23 protein-coding genes are annotated in these 20,134 nt (G+C 40.9%); all 23 read right to left on the bottom strand.

All coding sequences use genetic code 11. The features are described from left to right. The coding region (locus F6K20_RS03945; protein ID WP_502708808.1) for a glycosyltransferase family protein at nucleotides 1–664 on the bottom strand (664 nt) is incomplete at its 3' end. Between the two features lie 23 nt (nucleotides 665–687). Further along, complete coding sequence (locus F6K20_RS03940; protein WP_287257114.1) at nucleotides 688–1,575, bottom strand: glycosyltransferase family 2 protein; 888 nt, start codon at nucleotides 1,573–1,575, stop codon at nucleotides 688–690. Between the two features lie 327 nt (nucleotides 1,576–1,902). After that, entirely contained in the window at nucleotides 1,903–2,625 is a 723-nt protein-coding gene (locus tag F6K20_RS03935) for a hypothetical protein (protein WP_287293842.1), read from the bottom strand. Between the two features lie 16 nt (nucleotides 2,626–2,641). Beyond that, the gene (locus tag F6K20_RS03930) at nucleotides 2,642–3,226 is read right to left on the bottom strand and encodes a polysaccharide pyruvyl transferase family protein (protein WP_287293847.1); all 585 of its coding nucleotides are present in this window, start codon (nucleotides 3,224–3,226) and stop codon (nucleotides 2,642–2,644) included. Between the two features lie 129 nt (nucleotides 3,227–3,355). Further along, entirely contained in the window at nucleotides 3,356–3,733 is a 378-nt protein-coding gene (locus tag F6K20_RS03925) for a hypothetical protein (RefSeq protein ID WP_287293840.1), read from the bottom strand. A 39-nt stretch (nucleotides 3,734–3,772) separates the two neighbouring features. After that, nucleotides 3,773–4,420 carry an acyltransferase gene (locus F6K20_RS03920; protein WP_287293838.1) on the bottom strand — a complete coding sequence of 216 codons (648 nt, stop codon included), beginning with the start codon at nucleotides 4,418–4,420 and terminating at the stop codon, nucleotides 3,773–3,775. A 31-nt stretch (nucleotides 4,421–4,451) separates the two neighbouring features. Next, the gene (locus F6K20_RS03915) at nucleotides 4,452–5,564 is read right to left on the bottom strand and encodes a glycosyltransferase family 10 domain-containing protein (protein ID WP_287293836.1); all 1,113 of its coding nucleotides are present in this window, start codon (nucleotides 5,562–5,564) and stop codon (nucleotides 4,452–4,454) included. After that, nucleotides 5,561–6,811, bottom strand: coding sequence for a glycosyltransferase (locus tag F6K20_RS03910; RefSeq protein ID WP_287293835.1), 1,251 nt, complete (start codon nucleotides 6,809–6,811; stop codon nucleotides 5,561–5,563). The genes F6K20_RS03915 and F6K20_RS03910 overlap by 4 nt, the downstream gene beginning before the upstream one ends. Nucleotides 6,812–6,855: 44 nt before the next feature. Next, nucleotides 6,856–7,797: a glycosyltransferase gene (locus F6K20_RS03905; protein WP_287256332.1), complete on the bottom strand. Its 942-nt coding sequence runs from the start codon at nucleotides 7,795–7,797 to the stop codon at nucleotides 6,856–6,858. A gap of 85 nt (nucleotides 7,798–7,882) precedes the next feature. Then, nucleotides 7,883–9,076 (bottom strand): glycosyltransferase, encoded by a 1,194-nt coding sequence (locus F6K20_RS03900; protein WP_287293833.1) that lies wholly within the window; start codon nucleotides 9,074–9,076, stop codon nucleotides 7,883–7,885. A 129-nt stretch (nucleotides 9,077–9,205) separates the two neighbouring features. Further along, nucleotides 9,206–10,150 carry a glycosyltransferase family 2 protein gene (locus tag F6K20_RS03895; RefSeq protein WP_287293845.1) on the bottom strand — a complete coding sequence of 315 codons (945 nt, stop codon included), beginning with the start codon at nucleotides 10,148–10,150 and terminating at the stop codon, nucleotides 9,206–9,208. 232 nt (nucleotides 10,151–10,382) lie between these two features. Next, on the bottom strand, nucleotides 10,383–11,180 hold the full coding sequence (locus F6K20_RS03890) for an FkbM family methyltransferase (RefSeq protein WP_287293830.1): 798 nt from the start codon (nucleotides 11,178–11,180) through the stop codon (nucleotides 10,383–10,385). A gap of 21 nt (nucleotides 11,181–11,201) precedes the next feature. Beyond that, a complete protein-coding gene (locus F6K20_RS03885) occupies nucleotides 11,202–12,107 on the bottom strand; it encodes an alpha-1,2-fucosyltransferase (protein ID WP_287293828.1) in 906 nt (301 codons plus the stop codon). A gap of 195 nt (nucleotides 12,108–12,302) precedes the next feature. Continuing rightward, complete coding sequence (locus tag F6K20_RS03880) at nucleotides 12,303–13,058, bottom strand: class I SAM-dependent methyltransferase (protein WP_287293826.1); 756 nt, start codon at nucleotides 13,056–13,058, stop codon at nucleotides 12,303–12,305. A gap of 24 nt (nucleotides 13,059–13,082) precedes the next feature. Further along, on the bottom strand, nucleotides 13,083–13,493 hold the full coding sequence (locus F6K20_RS03875) for a hypothetical protein (protein ID WP_287293824.1): 411 nt from the start codon (nucleotides 13,491–13,493) through the stop codon (nucleotides 13,083–13,085). A gap of 126 nt (nucleotides 13,494–13,619) precedes the next feature. Then, complete coding sequence (locus F6K20_RS03870) at nucleotides 13,620–13,871, bottom strand: IS66 family transposase (RefSeq protein ID WP_502708809.1); 252 nt, start codon at nucleotides 13,869–13,871, stop codon at nucleotides 13,620–13,622. Beyond that, entirely contained in the window at nucleotides 13,852–14,130 is a 279-nt protein-coding gene (locus tag F6K20_RS03865; protein ID WP_287293823.1) for an IS66 family transposase, read from the bottom strand. Before F6K20_RS03865 ends, F6K20_RS03870 begins: the two co-directional genes overlap by 20 nt. Before the next feature lie 174 nt (nucleotides 14,131–14,304). Continuing rightward, nucleotides 14,305–14,910, bottom strand: a complete 606-nt coding sequence (locus F6K20_RS03860; protein ID WP_287293822.1) for a DUF6444 domain-containing protein — start codon at nucleotides 14,908–14,910, stop codon at nucleotides 14,305–14,307. A gap of 16 nt (nucleotides 14,911–14,926) precedes the next feature. After that, nucleotides 14,927–15,346, bottom strand: coding sequence for an O-methyltransferase (locus F6K20_RS03855; protein WP_287293821.1), 420 nt, complete (start codon nucleotides 15,344–15,346; stop codon nucleotides 14,927–14,929). 157 nt (nucleotides 15,347–15,503) lie between these two features. Further along, complete coding sequence (locus F6K20_RS03850) at nucleotides 15,504–16,583, bottom strand: NAD-dependent epimerase/dehydratase family protein (protein WP_287293820.1); 1,080 nt, start codon at nucleotides 16,581–16,583, stop codon at nucleotides 15,504–15,506. 16 nt (nucleotides 16,584–16,599) lie between these two features. Then, nucleotides 16,600–16,806 (bottom strand): hypothetical protein, encoded by a 207-nt coding sequence (locus tag F6K20_RS03845; protein WP_287254182.1) that lies wholly within the window; start codon nucleotides 16,804–16,806, stop codon nucleotides 16,600–16,602. Further along, the gene (locus F6K20_RS03840) at nucleotides 16,803–17,777 is read right to left on the bottom strand and encodes a phytanoyl-CoA dioxygenase family protein (RefSeq protein WP_009149825.1); all 975 of its coding nucleotides are present in this window, start codon (nucleotides 17,775–17,777) and stop codon (nucleotides 16,803–16,805) included. The genes F6K20_RS03845 and F6K20_RS03840 overlap by 4 nt, the downstream gene beginning before the upstream one ends. 519 nt (nucleotides 17,778–18,296) lie before the next feature. Then, a partial coding sequence (locus F6K20_RS03835; RefSeq protein ID WP_502708807.1) for an ABC transporter ATP-binding protein occupies nucleotides 18,297–20,134 on the bottom strand: 1,838 nt, incomplete at its 5' end.

The raw sequence follows: 20,134 nt of genomic DNA, 5'->3' as shown, positions 1-20,134 counted from the left end.
TGTAAGCCAAGGGAACTACGGCAATTTTCTCTGAGGGTACCCCAACTTGTTGTAGGGCTTGGCTAGACCAGGTGGAGTTAACTACAATCCGGTCTGCCAGGTGACATTCTTTTTGCCAGTTAGTCCAATAGTCCGGGGGAGCTGGTTGCCAGGTTGATTGATCATGGGGATGTTGGCGGTGGGCTTGGGTAACAATTTTTTCTTCCACAATTCCTGGATCTATTTGTCCGAGGACAGTGCGCCACCCTTGAGCTTTGGCAAATTGTAATAGATCTAAGGCTGCGTAGCTGTAAGTAAAGAGAATGGGAGGTTGATTAAATTTTGGAGCAATTTTTGCCAGATAGTTGACAGCGTTTTGTTGAAACCAGTGATTACGGGCAATGATTTGCTCCCAACCATGCACTTTTTGGAGACGTTGCTGGATTTCTAGTTGAATTAAGGAATTGGTAAAGGCGTGAGTGGATGCTTGAGCAAGATCTGGGTGGAAGCGATCGCGTAAACTGGTGAGCAGGTTTTTGGGTAGATGGTTGAGGGGAGATTGGGGAGTAATCCAAGCGTCTGTAATCAGGTGAGATAGATTACCCTGTTGATGTAGGGATCTGGGGATTGCGTAATGTTCCCTTGCTCCGATTTGACAGCAGATCCAATGTTTTTGTGTTGACACTTTTGGCTTACAAAGAAATAAGTTCAGACAGTTTCTATTTGTGACTTACTACTAGACAATTTACGACTTAAACGCAATGTTTCAATTCCTACAGTCTGACGTTCATTACGATATTTCCACATAATGTCAGGGATTTGCAGTAAACCTTGTTGAATACCTCGCCAACGACCTATGCTTGCAGCATACTTGACTCGGTTGAGAACCTGTAAAACTCCTAATGGCCATGCTTGAGCAGGATACCGTAGATATGCAAGCAAAGCGGTATTGGCAATATGAGCTGCGTTGATTGGCACGCTACCATGGTGTTTCAGATCGGTGTCATGATAAACTCGTAGGGATGCTGTATTAAGTATATTCCAGCCTGAGTCTAATAGTTGTAAGGCAACATCAGCTTCTTCCATTCCGTAGGCATAACGTAAGGGCAAGTAGCCACGAGTGTTCAAAAAAGCCTCACGACGTATGAGACAAGCACAATTTTGGAAGCAGGCGATTTCACCGATTTTACTGTCTGTAGGTACAGAATTCATACCAGGTCTAACTTCCTGTGCAGAGAGTACAGCGGCTTCCGGATGGGCTGCAAATAAATCAGCTGCGATTTGAAAGTAATTTGAGTCTAGAGGCCAAGAATCATCGTCAAAACAAGCAATTAGAGGAAAACTGGCTTTACGAATAAGCAGATTTCTACCACCTCCAGGTCCTTGAGTTGTATTACTTTGAAACCAATGTACTGGCGATTGAGAAAATACTTGCCTCAGACATTGCTCTGTCTTTTGATCTCCAGCATCTATATGAACCAGGATCTCCGCCGGACGTGGTGAACAATTCAAAATATACTTAAGTGCTACCAGCAATACAGTTGTGCGTTTCCAAGTAGGAATAACAACTGAAATTGGGAGAGTTTTTTCACACATTGAGTTCTCTATAGAAAACCACAGATTTTGCTTAATAGTAAAATAATTTTAGGATTTTTGTGAAATGGGTATCTTTTCTATTACTGACATTAGATGTTTCTGTAACTACCCAATAATTTTATTTATCTTAAACACTTTCCGCCTCAAGCGTGGCTTCATAACATTAAATTCTTCATGAAAAATAAATAGCAATCCTATTAAAGTGCCAAATGCTCCGACAGAGAACAAATTTCTGTAATGTTGTAAGCGAAATTGGGTAAATGGATATGAATAAGAGTTTAAATTTTGAAGAAAAGGTTTTTTACCACAGAAATGAATTAAGGTTGGTTATTTTATATTTTTAGGTGGAAACATTGAAGGGCTAAAAAAACGTTTTCTACTTTTTTCTTTAGAGTGATCCACTACTATATATTGTAAATCAGCAACAGAAATAGACAGAGTATTCTGATCCGCTGCCTTCAAAACCATGTAATTGAATATTCCTTGCTCTGCAAAGTTAAAGGTTCCGGGATTTTTTCTGGAAAACTCTTCTAGACGTATGTATGTATCAAGATCCAAACAATCTTTCTTTGCTGCAAATGCTCCTGCACAAAAGAAAGGGCGATTGAGCCATTGAAAATCAGGATCTATATTATTTAATTTGTCCGTATCAAAGAAGAATTGCTTAATATTTTCTTTATCTTTAATCGAAGACAATAGATTAGAGAGAATTACAAAATCATAAAGTTTTAGATTTATTTTTGAAAGTACATTTCCCCAAAAAACAATATCAGAATCTATACACAAAAACTCATCAAAAGGTGATTCCCAAATAGAAGCAAGCTTTGTTCTAGGAGAACCAGGACATATCTCTCGCAAAATTGAATGTTTAAATTCTGAGGTATGTAGTGTTTGAACATTGTAAAGTTCTTCAATTTCTGTAATACTGAAATCTCCATCAACAATTACGCAGATTGGTACTTCAGGTAAATAGTAGCGAATACTTGCACAGGTTGCTTTCACCATAAAGTAGTCAGCCTTGTAACAAGCTGTTATGATTCCTAGGGTCATGTTTTTTCTGCAGTTATTATCCGTAGAAAGGTACTTTAAGTAATATGTCTGATAATTTACTGTCTATAGAGTTTTTTGTAATCTTATATAATTCAGAAATATCAGTAGCTTCAGGAGAATCCCAGTTAATTTTAACTGTATCTGAAGGCGAATCATAGCCATTTAAAACATTAGTATAGTCTTTCAGTCTAAAGTCCGTGTGTAAATTCTTATGAATAAAAACGCAAGGTGTTCCAAAGGCGAGGCATGGTAGCGCACAATGTAGGCGTGAAGTAATTACCAACTTCGCCTTAGCATAATAAGTTAAGAGATCAATAGCACGATTTAGCTTGTACCCATGCCAACGATATTTATAAGGCTCAACGTTGTGCGTTAAAAATTTCGCTTTTTCTAATATGTAGCTAGGAACTAAAGATCTTAATAATTGCGTTGTGTCTGGTATATGACCGGCTGCATTCTTCAAATGAGCATCTACGACTAAAACTTCGTCAGTTCTTTCTATTTCTGGATTCTTCAGAGTAATAGTAGGACATCCTGAAAAATAGGCATCTATATTAATCTTGTTAAATTCCTTAACTGTTCTTGAATCTCGACATCCAATAGGTTACCACTGTTTGTAATATGAATAATATTTACTATCAATTAAGCTAAGGTTACTAGCATGAAAACCTGAAAATATTGGCAAAATCTCTGATGAAGGTGGCCAATTACTGGGTAGATGAGTAAACCATCAATTCATCATCAAAATAGTTTTTTGTGGGAAAGGAGTCGAATCCAAAAACTCGCGATGACAAGGATAAAAGTCTATAGAATATTTGGAAAGATTTGTGATTTGCGCGATTGTTTGTATTTCATCGCCGATATTACAAGAATCATATACAAGTGCACCAAATTGTAAAGAGGATTGTTTCACCGTTTGAAAATTATCATTAGAAGATAGAAAACTAGATAAATAGCGAACTTTTTTTATCCACTGACATGTATAGTAATTCTCTAAAACATCTCCTACTAGACTTCTTAAACCTTTTTTATTGTCTATTTTTTGACGTTGAATATACAAACTTTTCATGGCAAATTTATGTATATATAAAACTTTTTTATTTGGCAAAATGAGAACTTGACAATTATATAAAATCTTTAAAATTTATTAAATTTCTTTGTCAAGATATCGGGATCGATCCCAGATAATATTACTTTTTAATATTTGTGCAGGAATACCTGCTGCAATTGAATTATTATCTACATTTTTAGTAACAATTGAACCTGCACCTATAACTGTTCCAGAGCCAATATTAGCTCCTTTAAGAATCATAGACTTTGCACCAATCCAGACATGATCCCCAATCAAAATATTGGCAGCAGGGTTAATCCTCGACTTAGTCTCAAGATCAAAAATACCATGAGAATCACTACATCTAATATCAACATCATAGGAAAACATACAGTCTTTTCCGATCATGACATCTTTGCCTTCAGCTACTGCAATACCAACTTTTTCTAGACTGCTATACTCACCAATATCTAATAAGCTTTTGGAATTTTCCATCCAAAGAATAGATCCATTTCCTATAAATACACTTCTACCTATATTAAGTTTAAGATTGTCACCTTTAAGATGTATCTTAACTTCTTGTAAATAGGCTCCTCTATCAATGCATATTGTGTTTTGATTACCTTCCACATGAATTTTGCAGGATTTTAATATCGCTTGAGACCTGTAAATACTGTTATCTTTACCTTTTAAATTTATAGAGTTACCAGAACTACGAATTTGAGCATAAATTGTTCGTAACAATTCAGAGTTACGTAGCTGTTACTTCAAGTCTTTAATATGCATTTTTGGTAATAAATTTTTCCAGTAAATTCATAGCACTGGTGATAAAATTTTCTGAATAGAAAGGCTGAGACAACTCTGTTATAATAAATTCCTGTCCAGCTTCCCGCATTTTTAACCATTCTTGCTCAGAGCAACTAATAAGATACTTTAGTAACTCCTTATAGTTGGAAAAATTCCTGGCATCTACAAAAGTATTAGGAGTTACATAATCCGTAATGCGTTCATCACCTAGATAAACAGGAACTGCTCCTGCAAACATTGGGTCAAAAATTTTCTCGCTGATATACCCTCGGTTTCCTCTAAAATTCTCGAAGCTGAGAACAAATCGGTATTTTTCGCATAGCTGTACCTTAGAAAGTTTCGGCAAACCTCGCCAGCACGAGTATTTTGGTTGAGAATATAGAGGACACCAAGAAATTTGTTCGCCATTCCACCCACGTCCATAAATATCGAGGAATTCTGGTGCAACTTGTTCAGCTATTTGAGCTATATTTCTCCGGTGCGAATAGAGTTCGCCATTTAAAATTTCTATAAACATTGAAGGTGAACAATGCCAGCCCGATAGAAACTTACCCAAACCGGGAATTCCAGCTAATCCAACCTGTCGCATTCCCCAAAACCCTTCGACACGATTACTATTTATTAGTAAAAGACCTTTGCGTTCTGCATAAGATAAATTAGTTGTTGGCAAAGTTGGTTCATTGGGAAGTTGGTAGTGAAAATAACCTGGTTGATTAGCAATAACATCAGGATGTTCATAACTGAGAACAGCATCAAAGTTTTGGATGTTCTTTCGTGCAAAAGCATGAATATCTAAAATGGGACTCTCTAGAATTTGCAGAATGATAGGAACATCTGGTCTTAATTGAGTCCGAATGTGTTCAAATTCCCTGTAGGATGGCGGTAGATCTAAAAACCAGAAAATGTCAGCCTGCTCAAGGGGTGCTTGATCCCACGTATCTAATTGAAATCCAGCTTTAGCTGCTACTTGCTTCCACTTGGTAAATGCTTCTTGATATACAGAATTAAAAGAAGTTCCCTGGGTAAATAATCTGTTACCGCACCAGTCTTGAAAAGAAGGGCGGATAAGTACCAGTTTCACTTTTTAACAAGCTCCTGATAAAGATTGATATAACTGTTAGCCATTAAATCAGCCGTAAATTTTTGCTCCACTCTCTCACGAGCTGCTTTTCCAAAATGTGATCGTTCTTGGGAATGTTTTACCATCCAATGGAGTCCCTGATAGAGTGATTGAGCTGAACCAACTTCATCAGCTAACCAACCTGTTTCTCCATGAATAACCACATCGGGAATTCCCCCTGTGCGAAATGCTAATACAGGTGTGCCACAAGCCATAGATTCAAGAGCCGTTAAGCCAAAAGATTCGATTTGACTGGGCATAACAAATATATCAGCTGCTGAGTAGGCAAGACTCTGAAGGTGAGGAGAAGATAAACGTCCTAGATTTAGGGTAGTAATTTGATTATTTAAAGCTGGAATTTGACCCGATCCGAATAGAATTAAAGTGATAGAGTAATGTTTTGCCAACTCATCAATTGCTTCTAGTAAAACGGATAAATTTTTATTTTTATCAGATAAATCAGCACAAGCAAAGGCGATCGCAAAATCATTGGGGTTTACTCGTAAAGCAGCTTTGGCAATGGATGGATCAATAGGTTGATAATCATTGGTATCAATTCCTAGGTGGATGGTGCGGATAGAACGAGCATATTTACCAAGGGCAGACTTTTGAGCTTGTTGTGTTGTCCAAGTGCTGTTACCGACAAAATGCAGATTGATATGCTGATAAAGTTTGGCTTTAAGTTCAAAGTTTTTCCATGCTCGATCACGTTTCCCAGATTTTTTCAGACTAGGACAGTTACAACAATGATTGGTAAATTGATCGCAATCTAGGGCATGATGACAGCCTCCAGTCAGAGGATTCATATCGTGGAGTGACCACACAACAGGAAGTTCAGATGGAAGACTGCTAAAAAAGCTAGGTTTATCGATCCAACGAGATATCCAATGTAAGTTAACAATTTCTGGTGGTTTACCAAAGTCTTTGAGTTGAGTTTTGTAAGTCCATTGGGGACTTGTGAACATACTCCTATTGTTAGCGGAGCGATTCCATTGTCTGCTGATGGCTACTGAGTCTAAGTTGCGCCAAGGTAGTGAGGAATAACGGTGATCAGCTATGCTATGAGGAAGGGATGTAGAGCCTTTGCGAAAAATGAGTTGGCTAGATATGCTTTTTTTCAGCAGGGCTTTGTGCAATCTTTGAGCTGCTACTCCTGAGCCTCCTGAAAGTTCTGTTGTGAGATGAACAATACTGGGTTTTAAATCCACAATTAAATTACGTCAGGTTATTTCTTTATCTACAAGTTAATGGATTAAGCCTTCATAGCTATTGGAATAGGTTCACACAAGTACTGCTCAATACGTTTTAATTCCACTGGTGTAGCTTTCATCCAGGAATATTGATTGAATAAAGTACAGTAAGTTAATAACACTCCTATCCAAACGTTGAGACACCATGCTTGTCTACCACGCAGATTCAACAGTAATACCCAGACATACATGGCATAGCGTTCTGGGAGGCTAGCTGCTGGTGGTAGACTAAACCAAGTGAAGAGCAGTTGACCGCGAAAAGCTAGGGGGGCAGGGCTGTAAAGCGTTTGTGCATCCCAGGAGCCGTGTTCACGGTGGAATACTACACTGTCTGGTTCAAAGATTGATCGCCATCCTTTTCTCCAAGCGCGAAAGCAGAGATCGAGATCTTCGCAGTAGGCAGGGTGAAATAACTTATTGAAACCACCCAGCTCTAAAAACTTCCAGCGATCAACTGCTGAAAACCCCCCTGAGGCAAAAAAGGTATGGCATTGTTCCTGTCGCTGAGGATCATAATTCCATTGATACCAGCCGTGTCGATGGGTTAATCGTGAGGGGCCACACGTGTAAACTTTTCCCTCCCAATCCAATGATGTCGCTGAAACCGCAAAAACGTCATCGTGTTCGAAGTGTTGCACGAGCGGGGACAGAAAATTCGGGGATAGTCGCAGATCGTTGTTGAGTAAAACGACTATTTCTTCTTCTAATTGAGGTAACAACCAGTTGTACGAAAACAAGTAGTCATTGGTAGGGGCTGAGATTGTCTCAATTGAGGGAAAGTGCGATCGCACCCATTCCACATCTCCTTTTGTACTACAGTTATCCAAAACAATCGCTCGACACAGACCAGAATAGTTGATGATCGCTTCTTCAACGGTGGGCAACAGGTGTTCCAGGTGATGAATTCCGTTGTAGTTCAGGATAGCAAGGCAAGCAGATTTCATAAGCGAATGCCCATGGCAATGGGGTTATAGATGGACTTTGGATAAGCACTGACGAATAAATTCGTCAGGATTGCCGTAGAAAAGGTCAATCTGCCTTTCTTTTGGCCAGCATAGCAAGATCCTTTGGGGGAATAGGTGCAACGAGTTTCTCAATTTCAGTGACAAAAATTGTTTGCAGGCGATTGGGATTAAACAGGTTCTGATGCAGGTTCTTGGCCTGCTCGATCATCTTACTCTGCAGTTGAGTATCGGAAGCCAGTCTAAGACAGGCATTCACCACTCCCTTTGCGTCAGGTTGTGCCACCACAATTGCACCGCCTTGCTCACGGGCAACTCGGACAGGCGTACAGTACTCAGGTCCCCACAGGATGATCGGTTTGCTGAAGGCAACGTAATCTAAGAACTTTGTCGTGAAACTGGTGCGCATGAACAACTCGTACTTCTCCTCAAAGCTCATAACAACAAGAAGTGCATCTGCTCCAGCCAAGACTTCTGCGGCTTCGGGGGGTGTCTTGAAACCCAGATAAATCCCTTTCTCCTTGGCGTGATCAAGGATTTTTTGGTCCCAATCTGCATTCGGTCCTACGATAATTAGCTCTAGTTCAGCTGACCCCTCAAACTCCTCAATCAGTGAACAGATCATTCTGCCATAGAATTTTTCTACAGAGCCGACATAGACTAACCGAAACTTTCCAGTTGAAGGTGGATAGCTCTGAGCTGGAATTGTGTGCTGCCCTGGCATAGGGTAAATCACATGGCAATTGGGATGTGACCCTAAAATCTCCTGCATTCCGTCACTAGTACAGAATGCCAGATCGCAGGCAGCATAAAGCGATCTGAAGCGCTCGCTGAGGAGATTACGGGATCGAGCATTGCCATAGTAACCATCCATGATAGGAAACCAATCCAGGAACAAACCCACTAGCGGTAAACCATGCTTCTCAGCTGCACGTCGAGCTATTAACCCCAAAGAGTTATCTGCTAGGAACAGGATGACATTGGGTTGAAATTGAGAGATCGCTTTATCTAAACAGCGATTCGGAAGTAAGGGCCAAATGAGATTTTCAAAATCAGTAATCCATCGACTAAAGTAAGGACCAAGCCTGGTTTTGCGTAAACGGTGTAACCAATAAGGTAACTGTAGGAAGATGTGAGGCTGCGGTTCTAATGCATATTCCCCATTAGTTGCAACTAAAACCTCAAAAGGCTCTCGCTCAACTAGATGGCGATACATAACAACCCTTACACCACAATGATTTTCAGGTGGTGCAATTGACACAAAAAGGACTTTGAGTTGCATAAATTTTGAGACGATGTCTGTTGACGCTCGGTCAGGTTTAGCATAGAGTCAACTTGCAATAGCCAACCATAAAACTAGTTATGTAATCTAGCGAAGCAAGAGATGACTTTAGGAGGCGAAAAGTTTCTTGAGTTTGCTTCTTAAGCCAATTCTTGATTGAAGTCCGTTATAAAAACTTTTATTTATCAATACTAAATTAGTTAACCATCTGGGAATAAGATTGGCAAACTGTAGTGGAAAGTAATCAGAGGCATTTCCAAAGTTTTTGCCATATTTGGCTAAGCGAGACGCTTCTTCTCGATTTCCTGCATAAAAGTTGCCTCGACTTGCGATCAAATAGGCAGAATGGAGAAATGAGCGCCGTAACTGCTCATTTTGAAATGTAATTGGATGTCTCTCAATAATTTTTTCACGCACTATATGCATATTGTGATTGTGAGAACGCGAAACAGATCTACTACGTTCCTGCTTATGTAAAATAATTCTTTCTGTATGGCGAGAAGGAAAACCGCGTTCAAGTACCTTCAGCATAAAATCAAAATCTGCATGGGTGCTTTTTAATTCAAGATCGTACCCGCCCAATTGCTCGAAGACAGATTTACGAAAGATTGCAAGCCCAGGGAAAACATAAGTTTTTACAAACTCTTCAGGTGTTTTGTATTGGCCAGTAACTATCTCTTCACGGACAATAATACCCTGATTGTTCTCCCAAAATAGTCGTACTGATCCAGAGATCCACATGACAGAATCATCCTCGAATAAATTCTGGATTAAAGCAAAAGCATCTGGATCATAATAGTCATCTGCATCGAGGAAGAGCATAATGCCATCTTGGACATTTTCCATGATGATATCACGTGGTACATAAGGACCAGTGTTCTTCTCAAGTTTTATCTTCTTTAATCGGGGATCATGAATATTTTCAAAAATTTGAGTAGTTTCTTCATCTGCACCACCATCCAGAACTAAAAAGCCAGTCCAATCGGAGTAGGTTTGGTTTTTTATACTTTCCCATCCTCGTTGCAATAGCTTTCCTTCTCGATAAGCAGTGATTCCGACAACAAGTTGTGTATTGTAAATAGTAATAATTTACGAGCAGGTAAAAAGCTTAGTTTGCTAATTGAAATATCTACATTTTTAAGACACTTAAGTAACTGGACAGAATTAATTGTACATTTTTTATTTTTATGTAGTAGAGCTATCAAGGGATCACATGCATATTTATATACAAATAATTTTGTCTACCTACTTAGAGAGATTTTTTCATCATATTCTAATAATATTTCTACAACCTCATAGCTACAAAGTTAGTTGTTCTAAACTGCTCAAGAATTTCTCTATAGGAGTTAATTGGATATAGATAGCCTGATGGTGTTATTCTAAAAATTTTCATATCATATTTATCAAAAAAATAATAATAATTCTGGAAAAAAGTTTTTGTATCGATATTGCATCCTCCGAATTCAAAAACAATCATAGTAATTCTACTATTACTTAATAAATTACTTGCACCTTCTATAACATCAATTTCATGGCCTTCAACGTCCAGCTTTAACAAATCAATTTTCTCTATTTTGTTATCAGCACAATAGTTATCTAGTGTGCTAACACTTACAACTTCCGATTGGTTAAAATTCATGTTAAAGTGCTCCAGGTTTCGCTTTGTGAATGAGGCTCCTCCAGAACCAGGGTTATCATAATACAGATTCAATTGCTCTGAACTCTTTCCAAGCGCTATATTATTAAAATAAATAGAATTACTAAGATCACTCTTTTTGAGAAGTTGTTTAAAGGTATACTTGCCTGGCTCAAAACAATGAATTTTATATTTCTTATTTTTAAGTGTTTTAACTGAAAGCTCTAAATACTGACCTTTGTTGGCCCCAACATCAAAAATGCAATATGGCTCTTCAAAATTTTTAATAATAAATTCTATACAGCTTCTCTCCCCACTATTAGAGGTATTACCACCTGTACCAATTCCCATCAGGCTTTGAAGAAAATAAGTAGTTTTTTCCAATGCTGATTGTGACTTCCTATTAGCAGAAGCTTTAATTAGGAAGTCGTACAAAATTTTATACATATTTTTTTATATAGTTTGTAGTTAAATTCGAGTACCTATAGGAAAGTCAACAAATGAAAATTTGCCAATATCGAATTCAATATTTTTGGAACGTAAAACACCAAGTTTTGCTCCTCCAATAAATGCAGCCCACTCTGAAAAAGTACTAGGAGGTCCAATAATATAATCGCATAAAGCTAAGATATGCATATCTATAACTGCACTTTCTTTTGCAAATGTATAGCTAATCCCCTCAATATTATCCCACTCTAAAGCCTCATTAGAGCAAACTATAAAATGGATTTTTTGAGGATAAAATAATCTCTTGAGATGCTTTAAAATTTCTCTCCAGTGTTGATCATCAAATACTAAATGTGGAGCCACATCCCGGTAGTCTTCTCGTCTAACATGTACTCCAATTAAATAATCTACTCTGTCTCTTAATTGTTCTACTCGCCTCTTGGCTCTCATTTGAATAGCTGTAACTGGCTGAAAAAAATCAATTAAAAACTTTGAATGTTTTTTTACTAAATTATTTGATCTGATCCACCATCCATCGCAAACTATGAATTTTGAGTTAGTCAATCGCTCTACTAGCTCTTGATTTTCTTCTAAATCTAGACTCACTTCATCCATCAAAGAATCTAAATAAATTTGCTCAAACCAATTGAAAGCACCAAAAATTTTCTGAGCCCTGCCTCCAACTGTTATATGCCGACTTAATTTAAAGCTATTTGTTCTTATTGTATTGGCAAAGGGAACATCTATTGGAAACTTTGGCCAAGATAAGATTGGTCTATTGTTGCTTGAAGAGAAAAAATCCGAATACTCATCGAAGCCAAAATCTATGAAATAATAACCATATTCTCGTGCAAAAGCTAGTAGGTGGGCAGATAAGATTAATCTATTTCCCAGCCTTCCATATTTTCCAGCTTGTATAATAAGCATAACCAACTATGAAATCTATCCTTCAGGTTTCTGCAGCCAAAAGCAACCACATCCATAGCTCAATCCTTGCGCTTGAGATACTTCAGTATCTTCCCAAAATTTGCCTTCATCATCTACCAAGGAGAAATTAGCTAAAGACCAGGGCTGTTTCATTCTAAATTGCAATATTTTATGCATTTACGAGGATACGTCTTTTCAGCCTTCGATAATTCCGGTTAGTGATGGCTGAAAGACTGTAAACTCGTTACCTAGATCCAGAATGAAATAACCCTGAGCTAAAGACCAATTAGTAAAGTGATTCATTAGAAGACCGGCGTCATATATGCGATGAGCGTTGAATTGTACTCTTGCCCTCCCTACCGGTACAACCATTAAGAGGTTACCTCCAGGAGCTACAACACGCTGTAATTCCTTAATTGCTTTACAGTCACCTATGGGATCTAAAGGATCGCCATAACGGCCAAGGCCGATGTGTTCGATCACATGCATGCATGAAATTGACGAAATTGATTCCGATGGGAAGGGTAAGTCTGTGAGGTTTGCCTTCCGGCATTGTAGCCCTGATAATTTAAGTTCAGCAGGTCGATAGTCATAGAATTCAACAGGAACAAAAGCAGAAACCAAAGTAACAAAGCTTAAACTTGATGAGATGTCAACATGCTTTGTTGGGTTAATTTGCTTTAGTATCCGTGCTGCCCAGGCTGGATGGAAGGTATAATGCGGTTCAAAAGCTGTTGTTGTTGTATTCTCGTTTAGGATTGGATAACGCTCTTTCCATTTGATGGCCAGATCAATCTCTTTATATCCTACCATTCGTTGGAATTCATCGAACTGTTGCACAAAATGCCTATAAGTGATCGCAGAGATAACAGGTTGATAGCTCCAACGTAAAGTCTTCAATATGGGCCTTGCAAACAATTTGATTGGGCTTTTCATTTTTAATTGGGTCACTTTTGATATATTTACTTATAAAAATTACCTGAACAAATGTCTCAACTTGTCTTGCCACCTGCTTTTTGATTGATGGATGTGAAAGCGAAGATTAAACTTCCCCAGCCAATCTTCGTCGAGGATCATCTTGAGTTCAGAAGGCACTGAAATGATCACATCATCCTGTATTGTAGTGATATAGGTAGGAGCGAGTTGTTTGATCTGGTGAAAAATGTCATCGATTCGAGGCCAATGAGATGATTGGTGAGGAGGAGGAGGAGGTCCTAAGAAACATCTTGCATCATCAATCATTATAACCGATCCAGAAATGGCTAATGCTGGCTTAAGCTCTAATAATAATGGGCATTCATTGCTCTCCCCACCGGTTCCTGGTCCACTATAGTGACCATCTAACCAGAAGAAAGCTGGTGAATTTAACTGTGTAACCGTAAGCATTCAGGTGTAGGGATTGACAAAGTCACCCCACTCACTTCAAAAGCGGAATCAGAGACAATTCGTGAGAACGCTGCCTGACTGCTAAGGACACAGCCTGACTCAGGAACTTTATGGTATTACGCCCGCTTAGCACGACTTGACTGAATCACACGTCAATATTGTTGCTGAACGCTCAAACCCATTCCAGGAGCGAGACCCCCCTGCGACTTTACGCTTAGTCACTGCCAAACGCAAAGAGCGTTCTGCCCGATTATTATCGGGTGGGACTTGTGGGTAGTCTAGGAAATACCACCATTGCTCGGACTTGTGCCTCAGCGATGCAGCGCGGTCTTGGGGGTTCCCCCCATGAGCGACTGCATCAAGACAAGACTTGAGCAACAACCCCGCAGCGATTTGCAGCTTTTGAACTCCAGCTCTCAATTGCCTCAGTTACTCGCCCCTTGAAAGACTCAGCCCAAGAAGCATAAACTGATGCCTCACCAGTCTCACGCCACTGACGGTGTTGGGCAAAAGCTTCATCAATCAACTCAATAAAGGCTTGACCCAAGCGAAGTTGGTGAGGCTGTTTCAGACGAGCGACTTGCTGAAAATGTCGTCGTAGATGAGCCAGACACTTTTGTGATCGCTGCAACTTCATAACCGTTGTAGACGCGCTTATTCGTCGGAACTGAGGACTCCTGCAAAACAAGACCTACGTAGATATTCAAGTTCGGCTCTTGAACGAGTGTCCCCGGCATGGAACAAACTATATCCGTATCCTGAAAGCACCCACATCCATTCTTTCACCCCATTGACCAACCATGGAGACTCGTCAACGTGGACATGAGGTTGATTCACGGGCCCACTCTTTTAATTCACTCACTTGTGGAGTAACGGCAGAGGCGACCCGCCGGGTGGTGGCATCTTTAGTTCCTAAACTTACCTCGATGTTCCCAAACTCTTGCAACCATTCCTGTTGCTTTTGATAAGACAAATGACCGTAGTGTCCCAACTTTCGCCAGCATTGCCTGCAAGGAACGCGCTCCTTGTCTTGTCCTGCAATGACATTCTCGGGTAACTCTCCCCCAACCACAGTCCCACAGTGATCACATATCCTTGCCTGATGCTGGTACTCTACAATTTCGATCGGATGCTCTACCAGTTGAGCCACCACATAGCTTCGGGTTGAGCAATCCCTACTTTCCCAATGATTTCCCTGACAGTTAGGACTTCTTTGAGGTTCGACTACTACATATCGGTCAACCCGCCCAAATCCTTTTCGGGTTTTCCCTTTGTGTCCTGGTTGTCCTCCTGGTTTTCGTTTCTCGGAATCTGATTCCTTCGACGGTTTTTTCTCTGACCTTCTGATTAAATCACTTGATGGGGGTTTTGATGAAGTCTGGCTGTCTTTGTTCAACAGACTTTTGAGGCGTTCCACCTCCCCAATCAGTTGTTCAATTCCCTAGTTGGCAGTTGCAGCACCAGCTCCACCAGAACTGATTGGGGCAGCAGTTCCAGAGCTTCAAAGCTATTTGGGATAGCTGGTGGTTTGATTTCCATGGTTCTACACTACTACTCATCCTTCCCTTTTTGTCAACCCCATCACCTGAATGCTTACGTGTAACCAATCTAGGCAAAATTTTCGCACTATCTCCAACTAGATAGTTGACTATGTGGGAGTTACCCATATTTGCAGCGGCTGTTTCGGATATCTGTTTGTCAATTTCAATCGTAAATACGTGATCGAAATGTTTTGCTGCCCATGCCGCTGTATGACCATAAAATGTTCCTGTTTCTATAAATGTATCCAACTTTGCAACAGAATTTAACTTGAGCACAAGCTCTTCGGGTACACCCATTCTTACAATTCCCATTGTATTACTCCATCTTCTTAAATTTAAGGACTGGTGCAAGCAACTCTGGACGCTTTTCCCGCCAGAGTGGTGAATCACTTAAGTCTCCCTTTATTTGAAAGCGAATATAAGGAGCATAAGTTTAAATTATTAAAATAATGACTCAGTTGACATTGGACTATCCTGAAGCAGACACTCTACACCAGCTCTCGTTTGCTTCTGCAAATTTGGCTATTTCTTGTAACACTTGATTAATTTCTGTATGTGGAGTCCATTCCCACACCTGTTTTGCCTTCGCGGCATCCAGCACCATCCAAGCAATGTCAAAAGGTCGTTCTATATCGGTTTGAAGTACCTTATTAGCCCCAAAGCGATCTTCACACCAATCACTTAATTGCCGCAGTGACATACTATTGCTCACCCCACCACTTAAATTCACAGTTCGGGGTTTATTCGTCACTAATGGCTCACTAAATTGCTGCTCTAACAAAGGGACTAAATCTTGAGGATGCAAACAATCCCTTACCTGATAGCCATTACCGCCAAAACCAATATATTTGAGCGCTCGCTTTTCGCGGAAACTATGAATCCAAAAAGCAAAAATCCCCTGTCCTGGATGACCGAATTGTCCAGCACCAGCCATTACTCCACAGCGGTTAATCCACACCGGAAAATTAAAAGTTAACCCATATTCCAGTGCCAGTGTTTCTGATGCTAGCTTAGTTGAACCATACAGCGAGACCGGCGGAGCCGTTGAAAATGCTTCACTAATCCCCTGCTCACTCAATCCCACTGGCCAACTAGAAGAGCTATCTACACAAGGTCGAAAAGCCCGGTCATGCACCTCTACCTTTAATTGTGCCAATGGTGGAATCGAATATACCCGGCTGGTTGAGAGCAGTATGAAACCTGCATTCCAACGTTTGCACGCCTCCAGCAAGTTAATCGTACCACCCAAGTTATGGTCAATCAGTTGACGACTACTCGATTGACCATCAACCCCTGCCAATACACTGGGGTTCGCCGCACAATCAATCACCCAGTCAAACGGACCATTAGCTTCCAGGTCGCTGGCATTACGAATATCACCATGAACCACCTTCACCCCTTGTTTAGTCAAAATTTCACGGTTTAGCCAAGAGCCTGACCGAGATAGGTTGTCAATACCCGTAATGGCTAAATCTGCTTTATGGTCAAGTAACGCTTTAGTCAGGGTACTACCCACAAAGCCACAAATTCCTGTAATAAAAAGTTTCATAAAATCCCTTAAACCGTTAAGCTGCCACCTGACTACTCTGCAACTTCCAATAGCGCGCATAGCGCTCACCTTGATGCAGAAGCGACTTATGGGTACCATGCTCTACAAGCTGTCCCCGCTCTAGCACTAAAATCTGATCAGCCTCAGCAATGGTCGAAAGTCGGTGTGCCACCACAATCACTGTTCGTTCCTTCTGGAACTGTTCCAATGCCTGCTGAATCAACTCTTTCTGCTGTTTGAACTTGGCAATTTAGGATGCCATAGTTTACGTTTTAAACTCACTTGCCATTCTCCAGTTAGCAGCCCTTTGGCTAGGTTCCTAGTGATTGCCTTAAGCGTCAGGAGCAAAAGCTGCTTATATAACTTCATTAGCTCTGGCATAGCCATAGTTGCGATTGAACTATTTGGAAAGACTGGATAGTTTCGCTGAATCCCAAATCCTAAGTAGTTGAAAAGGTCTGGACTAGGGTTATCGATAAACCCAGCATTGACCAGATTTTGCTCTCCATGGCCAAGATATTCATCTTTAATTTGCTCGACCTGGAACTGAAAAATATTTCGAACATGATGTCTGTCTTTAAACGGGCGTGCTCGATGAATACCATGCAAATCAAAGATGATGAGGTCGCCCTTCTTTATTTCAAAGGTTCTGATATCCTGCTGATAGTGCGTCTGAACCCAGCGATCGCTGATATAAATCTCATCGTCATACTTTGATGACCAAAGGTGGGAACCCTCAATATACTGAAACGGGCTTAAATTTGGCTCGGAAAGATATATAATAAATACCAGACCTTGCATCTGGTGCTTACCCAAAAACTGACTACCGTACAGCAGATTATTGTCTGTGTGCCAGGGCATATGAAACCCTCGACGGGTCTGACAGAACCTGTGATTTATCAGCTGATATCCTACTTTTAAATAGGCATTACAAACATCTAAAACCTGTTGAGACGTAATCAAATCGTAGGCTCGCTTCGACTTTGCCAGGCAATGGCTCAAAAACTTCTGATTTCCTGAACAAACCACACCTAGGTCATTTTTATTGATCAGAATCTCATCAAAGTCGATTTCTTCTAAGAGCCGGTCAGCCTCTATCTTATCTAATGCACTTTCTGCGAAGTAATAGCCCTTTTCCCTAATAGAGCTGACAATTTCAGCAGTGGAAGTAATATTGAGAGTGTTCCAAGACATAACAATACACCAGAAATGTTGAATCTATTTCACGTCTGTACCTACATTTAGATACCTGACTGGGTGATAAGCAACCTGGTGAACTTGGTAGGGTGTGGGAGAACGGGTGATTATAAAAATGATTAGAAAAATACAGGAGCTGAGGCGTTGCTTAATAATGGAATGATTTTAATAGTTTTTAGGTGCGCTTTCCGTTAGCGAATTAAATTCTTAATGGGTCAAGGGCACCGGATATTTTCGGGCGGGCAGGATGCCCCTTACAAGGGTAGGTTTTTTACAAAGGGGCGAGTACGTACTTTTATTGTCTTGATGATTTTTAACGACAATAATGGTACATTTTCTTATACCCCACACCCCACACCTGAGGTGAAAGTTAAAAACCTACCCTGATGAGCGACTCCCGATTCCCGATTCCCGATTCCCGACCCAAATGTAAAAAACCTACCCCTGTGAGCCACTCCCCACTCCCTGATCAATTTTAGGGTCAAGAATGAAACAGCCCTGCCTCAAGCTACTGTTTTAAGCTGCCACCTGGCTACTCTGCAACTGCCAATAGCGTGCATAGCGCTCACCTTGATGCAAAAGCGAGTTATGGGTACCGTGCTCTACAAGCTGTCCCCGCTCTAGCACTAGAATTTGATCAGCCTCAGCAATGGTCGAAAGTCGGTGTGCCACCACAATCACTGTTCGTTCCTTCTGGAACTGTTCCAATGCCTGCTGAATCAACTTCTCTGATTCACTATCTAAGGCACTGGTGGCTTCATCCAAGATTAAAATCTCTGGCTGCTTAATTAATGCCCGTGCCAGAGCCAATCGTTGCCGCTGTCCACCGGAGAGTTTATAGCCCCGCTCACCCACCACCGTTTCGTACCGATCAGGCAACGCTAAAATAAACTTGTGGGCTTGGGCTGCTTTCGCTGCTTCCACCACCTCATCCAAGCTTGCTGAGGGACGACCGTAACGCAAATTTTCTAAAATACTGTCATTAAAAATAAACGTATCTTGACTGACCACCCCGATCTGTTGCCGCCAGTCTTCCAAGCAATAGTCTGCTAGAGGACGACCATTGACTAGAATATGTCCTGCCGTCGGTTGATACAGTCCGATGAACAAATCTATAATCGAAGACTTACCTGCCCCCGACTCCCCGACTAAGGCAGTTACTTGATGTCGGGGCAGAGTAAAGGTGAGATTGTTCAAGGCAAGGTTATCATCGTTAGTATAAGAAAGGCTTACAGACTTAAACTCAATATCTTCCCTTAGCCGTGTAAACGGCTCAGTGCCCGAGTGCTCAAATACCTTATCCCGCTGGTCTAAAATTGTCTCTAACCGTACCATCCGGGCGCTGTTATCCACAAAAGCTGTAATTGTGTTTGAAGTTGCTCTCAAGCGCCCCGATAACCTTTGCAAGGCCAGCAAAAAGGTCAACAACAGGGGTAGGATTGTCGCCTTACCCCCTTCAAATAGTACTGCGGAAGCCGCCAAAATTCCCAGGGCTACCATGGGCAAAGTCTCTAAAATTGGCTCCGGCAGGTAAAAGACCAATGCCCGCTTTTTTAGTTGTTTCTCGATTTTACCTAATATCTGATTTGCCCCCGTTAGTGTCTGTGGCTGGGTACCAAAGGTATGCAACAACCTCAATGCCTGGATGCTCTGAGTAATATACTTAGCCGACTCCACCTGGCTTGCGGTCACCCGCTTTACCACTCGTCGTAATCGGGGAATCAGCTTGTACTGCACATAAGCCACCGCCAGGATCAGCACCGTTGCCGCCCCTGCCAAGATTGGGGATAGACCCACGATAATAACCAGGTACACCAAGGAGAATGACACACTCACCACCAGATTGTTGAATTGTGTGATATTTTGATCGACTGCGAAAGCCGCATCATTGGTAAAAAGTACTAGGTCACCGACCTTATAGCGGCTGACACAGCCATAGCTAAAGGTCATAATCCGTTCAAACACTTTCCCCGTCACATAGGGCTGTGCTTTGGCCGATAGGTAAGCTGTGGATACCTTATTGAGATAGTTACTGAGACTTAAGCCGATTTGCAGCACCACTGCCCCAAAGATTAATATTAAAAACATTTGCTCTGGTGGCAAAGGCAGAATCTTAGCAAGGATTTGAGCTATTGTGGGATTAGTTGGTGTATCTGTTCCAGGGTCATCAGTCCCGGTTAGATAACCCACGGCCAGATAAATAACACCTAGGGTGCTGCCCTCTAGGACAGCACTGACGAGATTAGTAATCAGGTTCATCCCAATCAGCCACCAGTTTCTCCGGGCTGTCTCCCCGACCAGAACATAGGCTGGCGATCGGAAATTAGGAATAAGTTTTTTGAGTTTTGTCACAA

The sequence above is a fragment of the Moorena sp. SIO2C4 genome, assembly GCF_010672485.1.
Lineage (GTDB): Bacteria > Cyanobacteriota > Cyanobacteriia > Cyanobacteriales > Coleofasciculaceae > Moorena > Moorena producens.
Note: the sequence above shows the minus strand (reverse complement) of the source record. Positions and strands in the feature narration are given on the sequence as shown.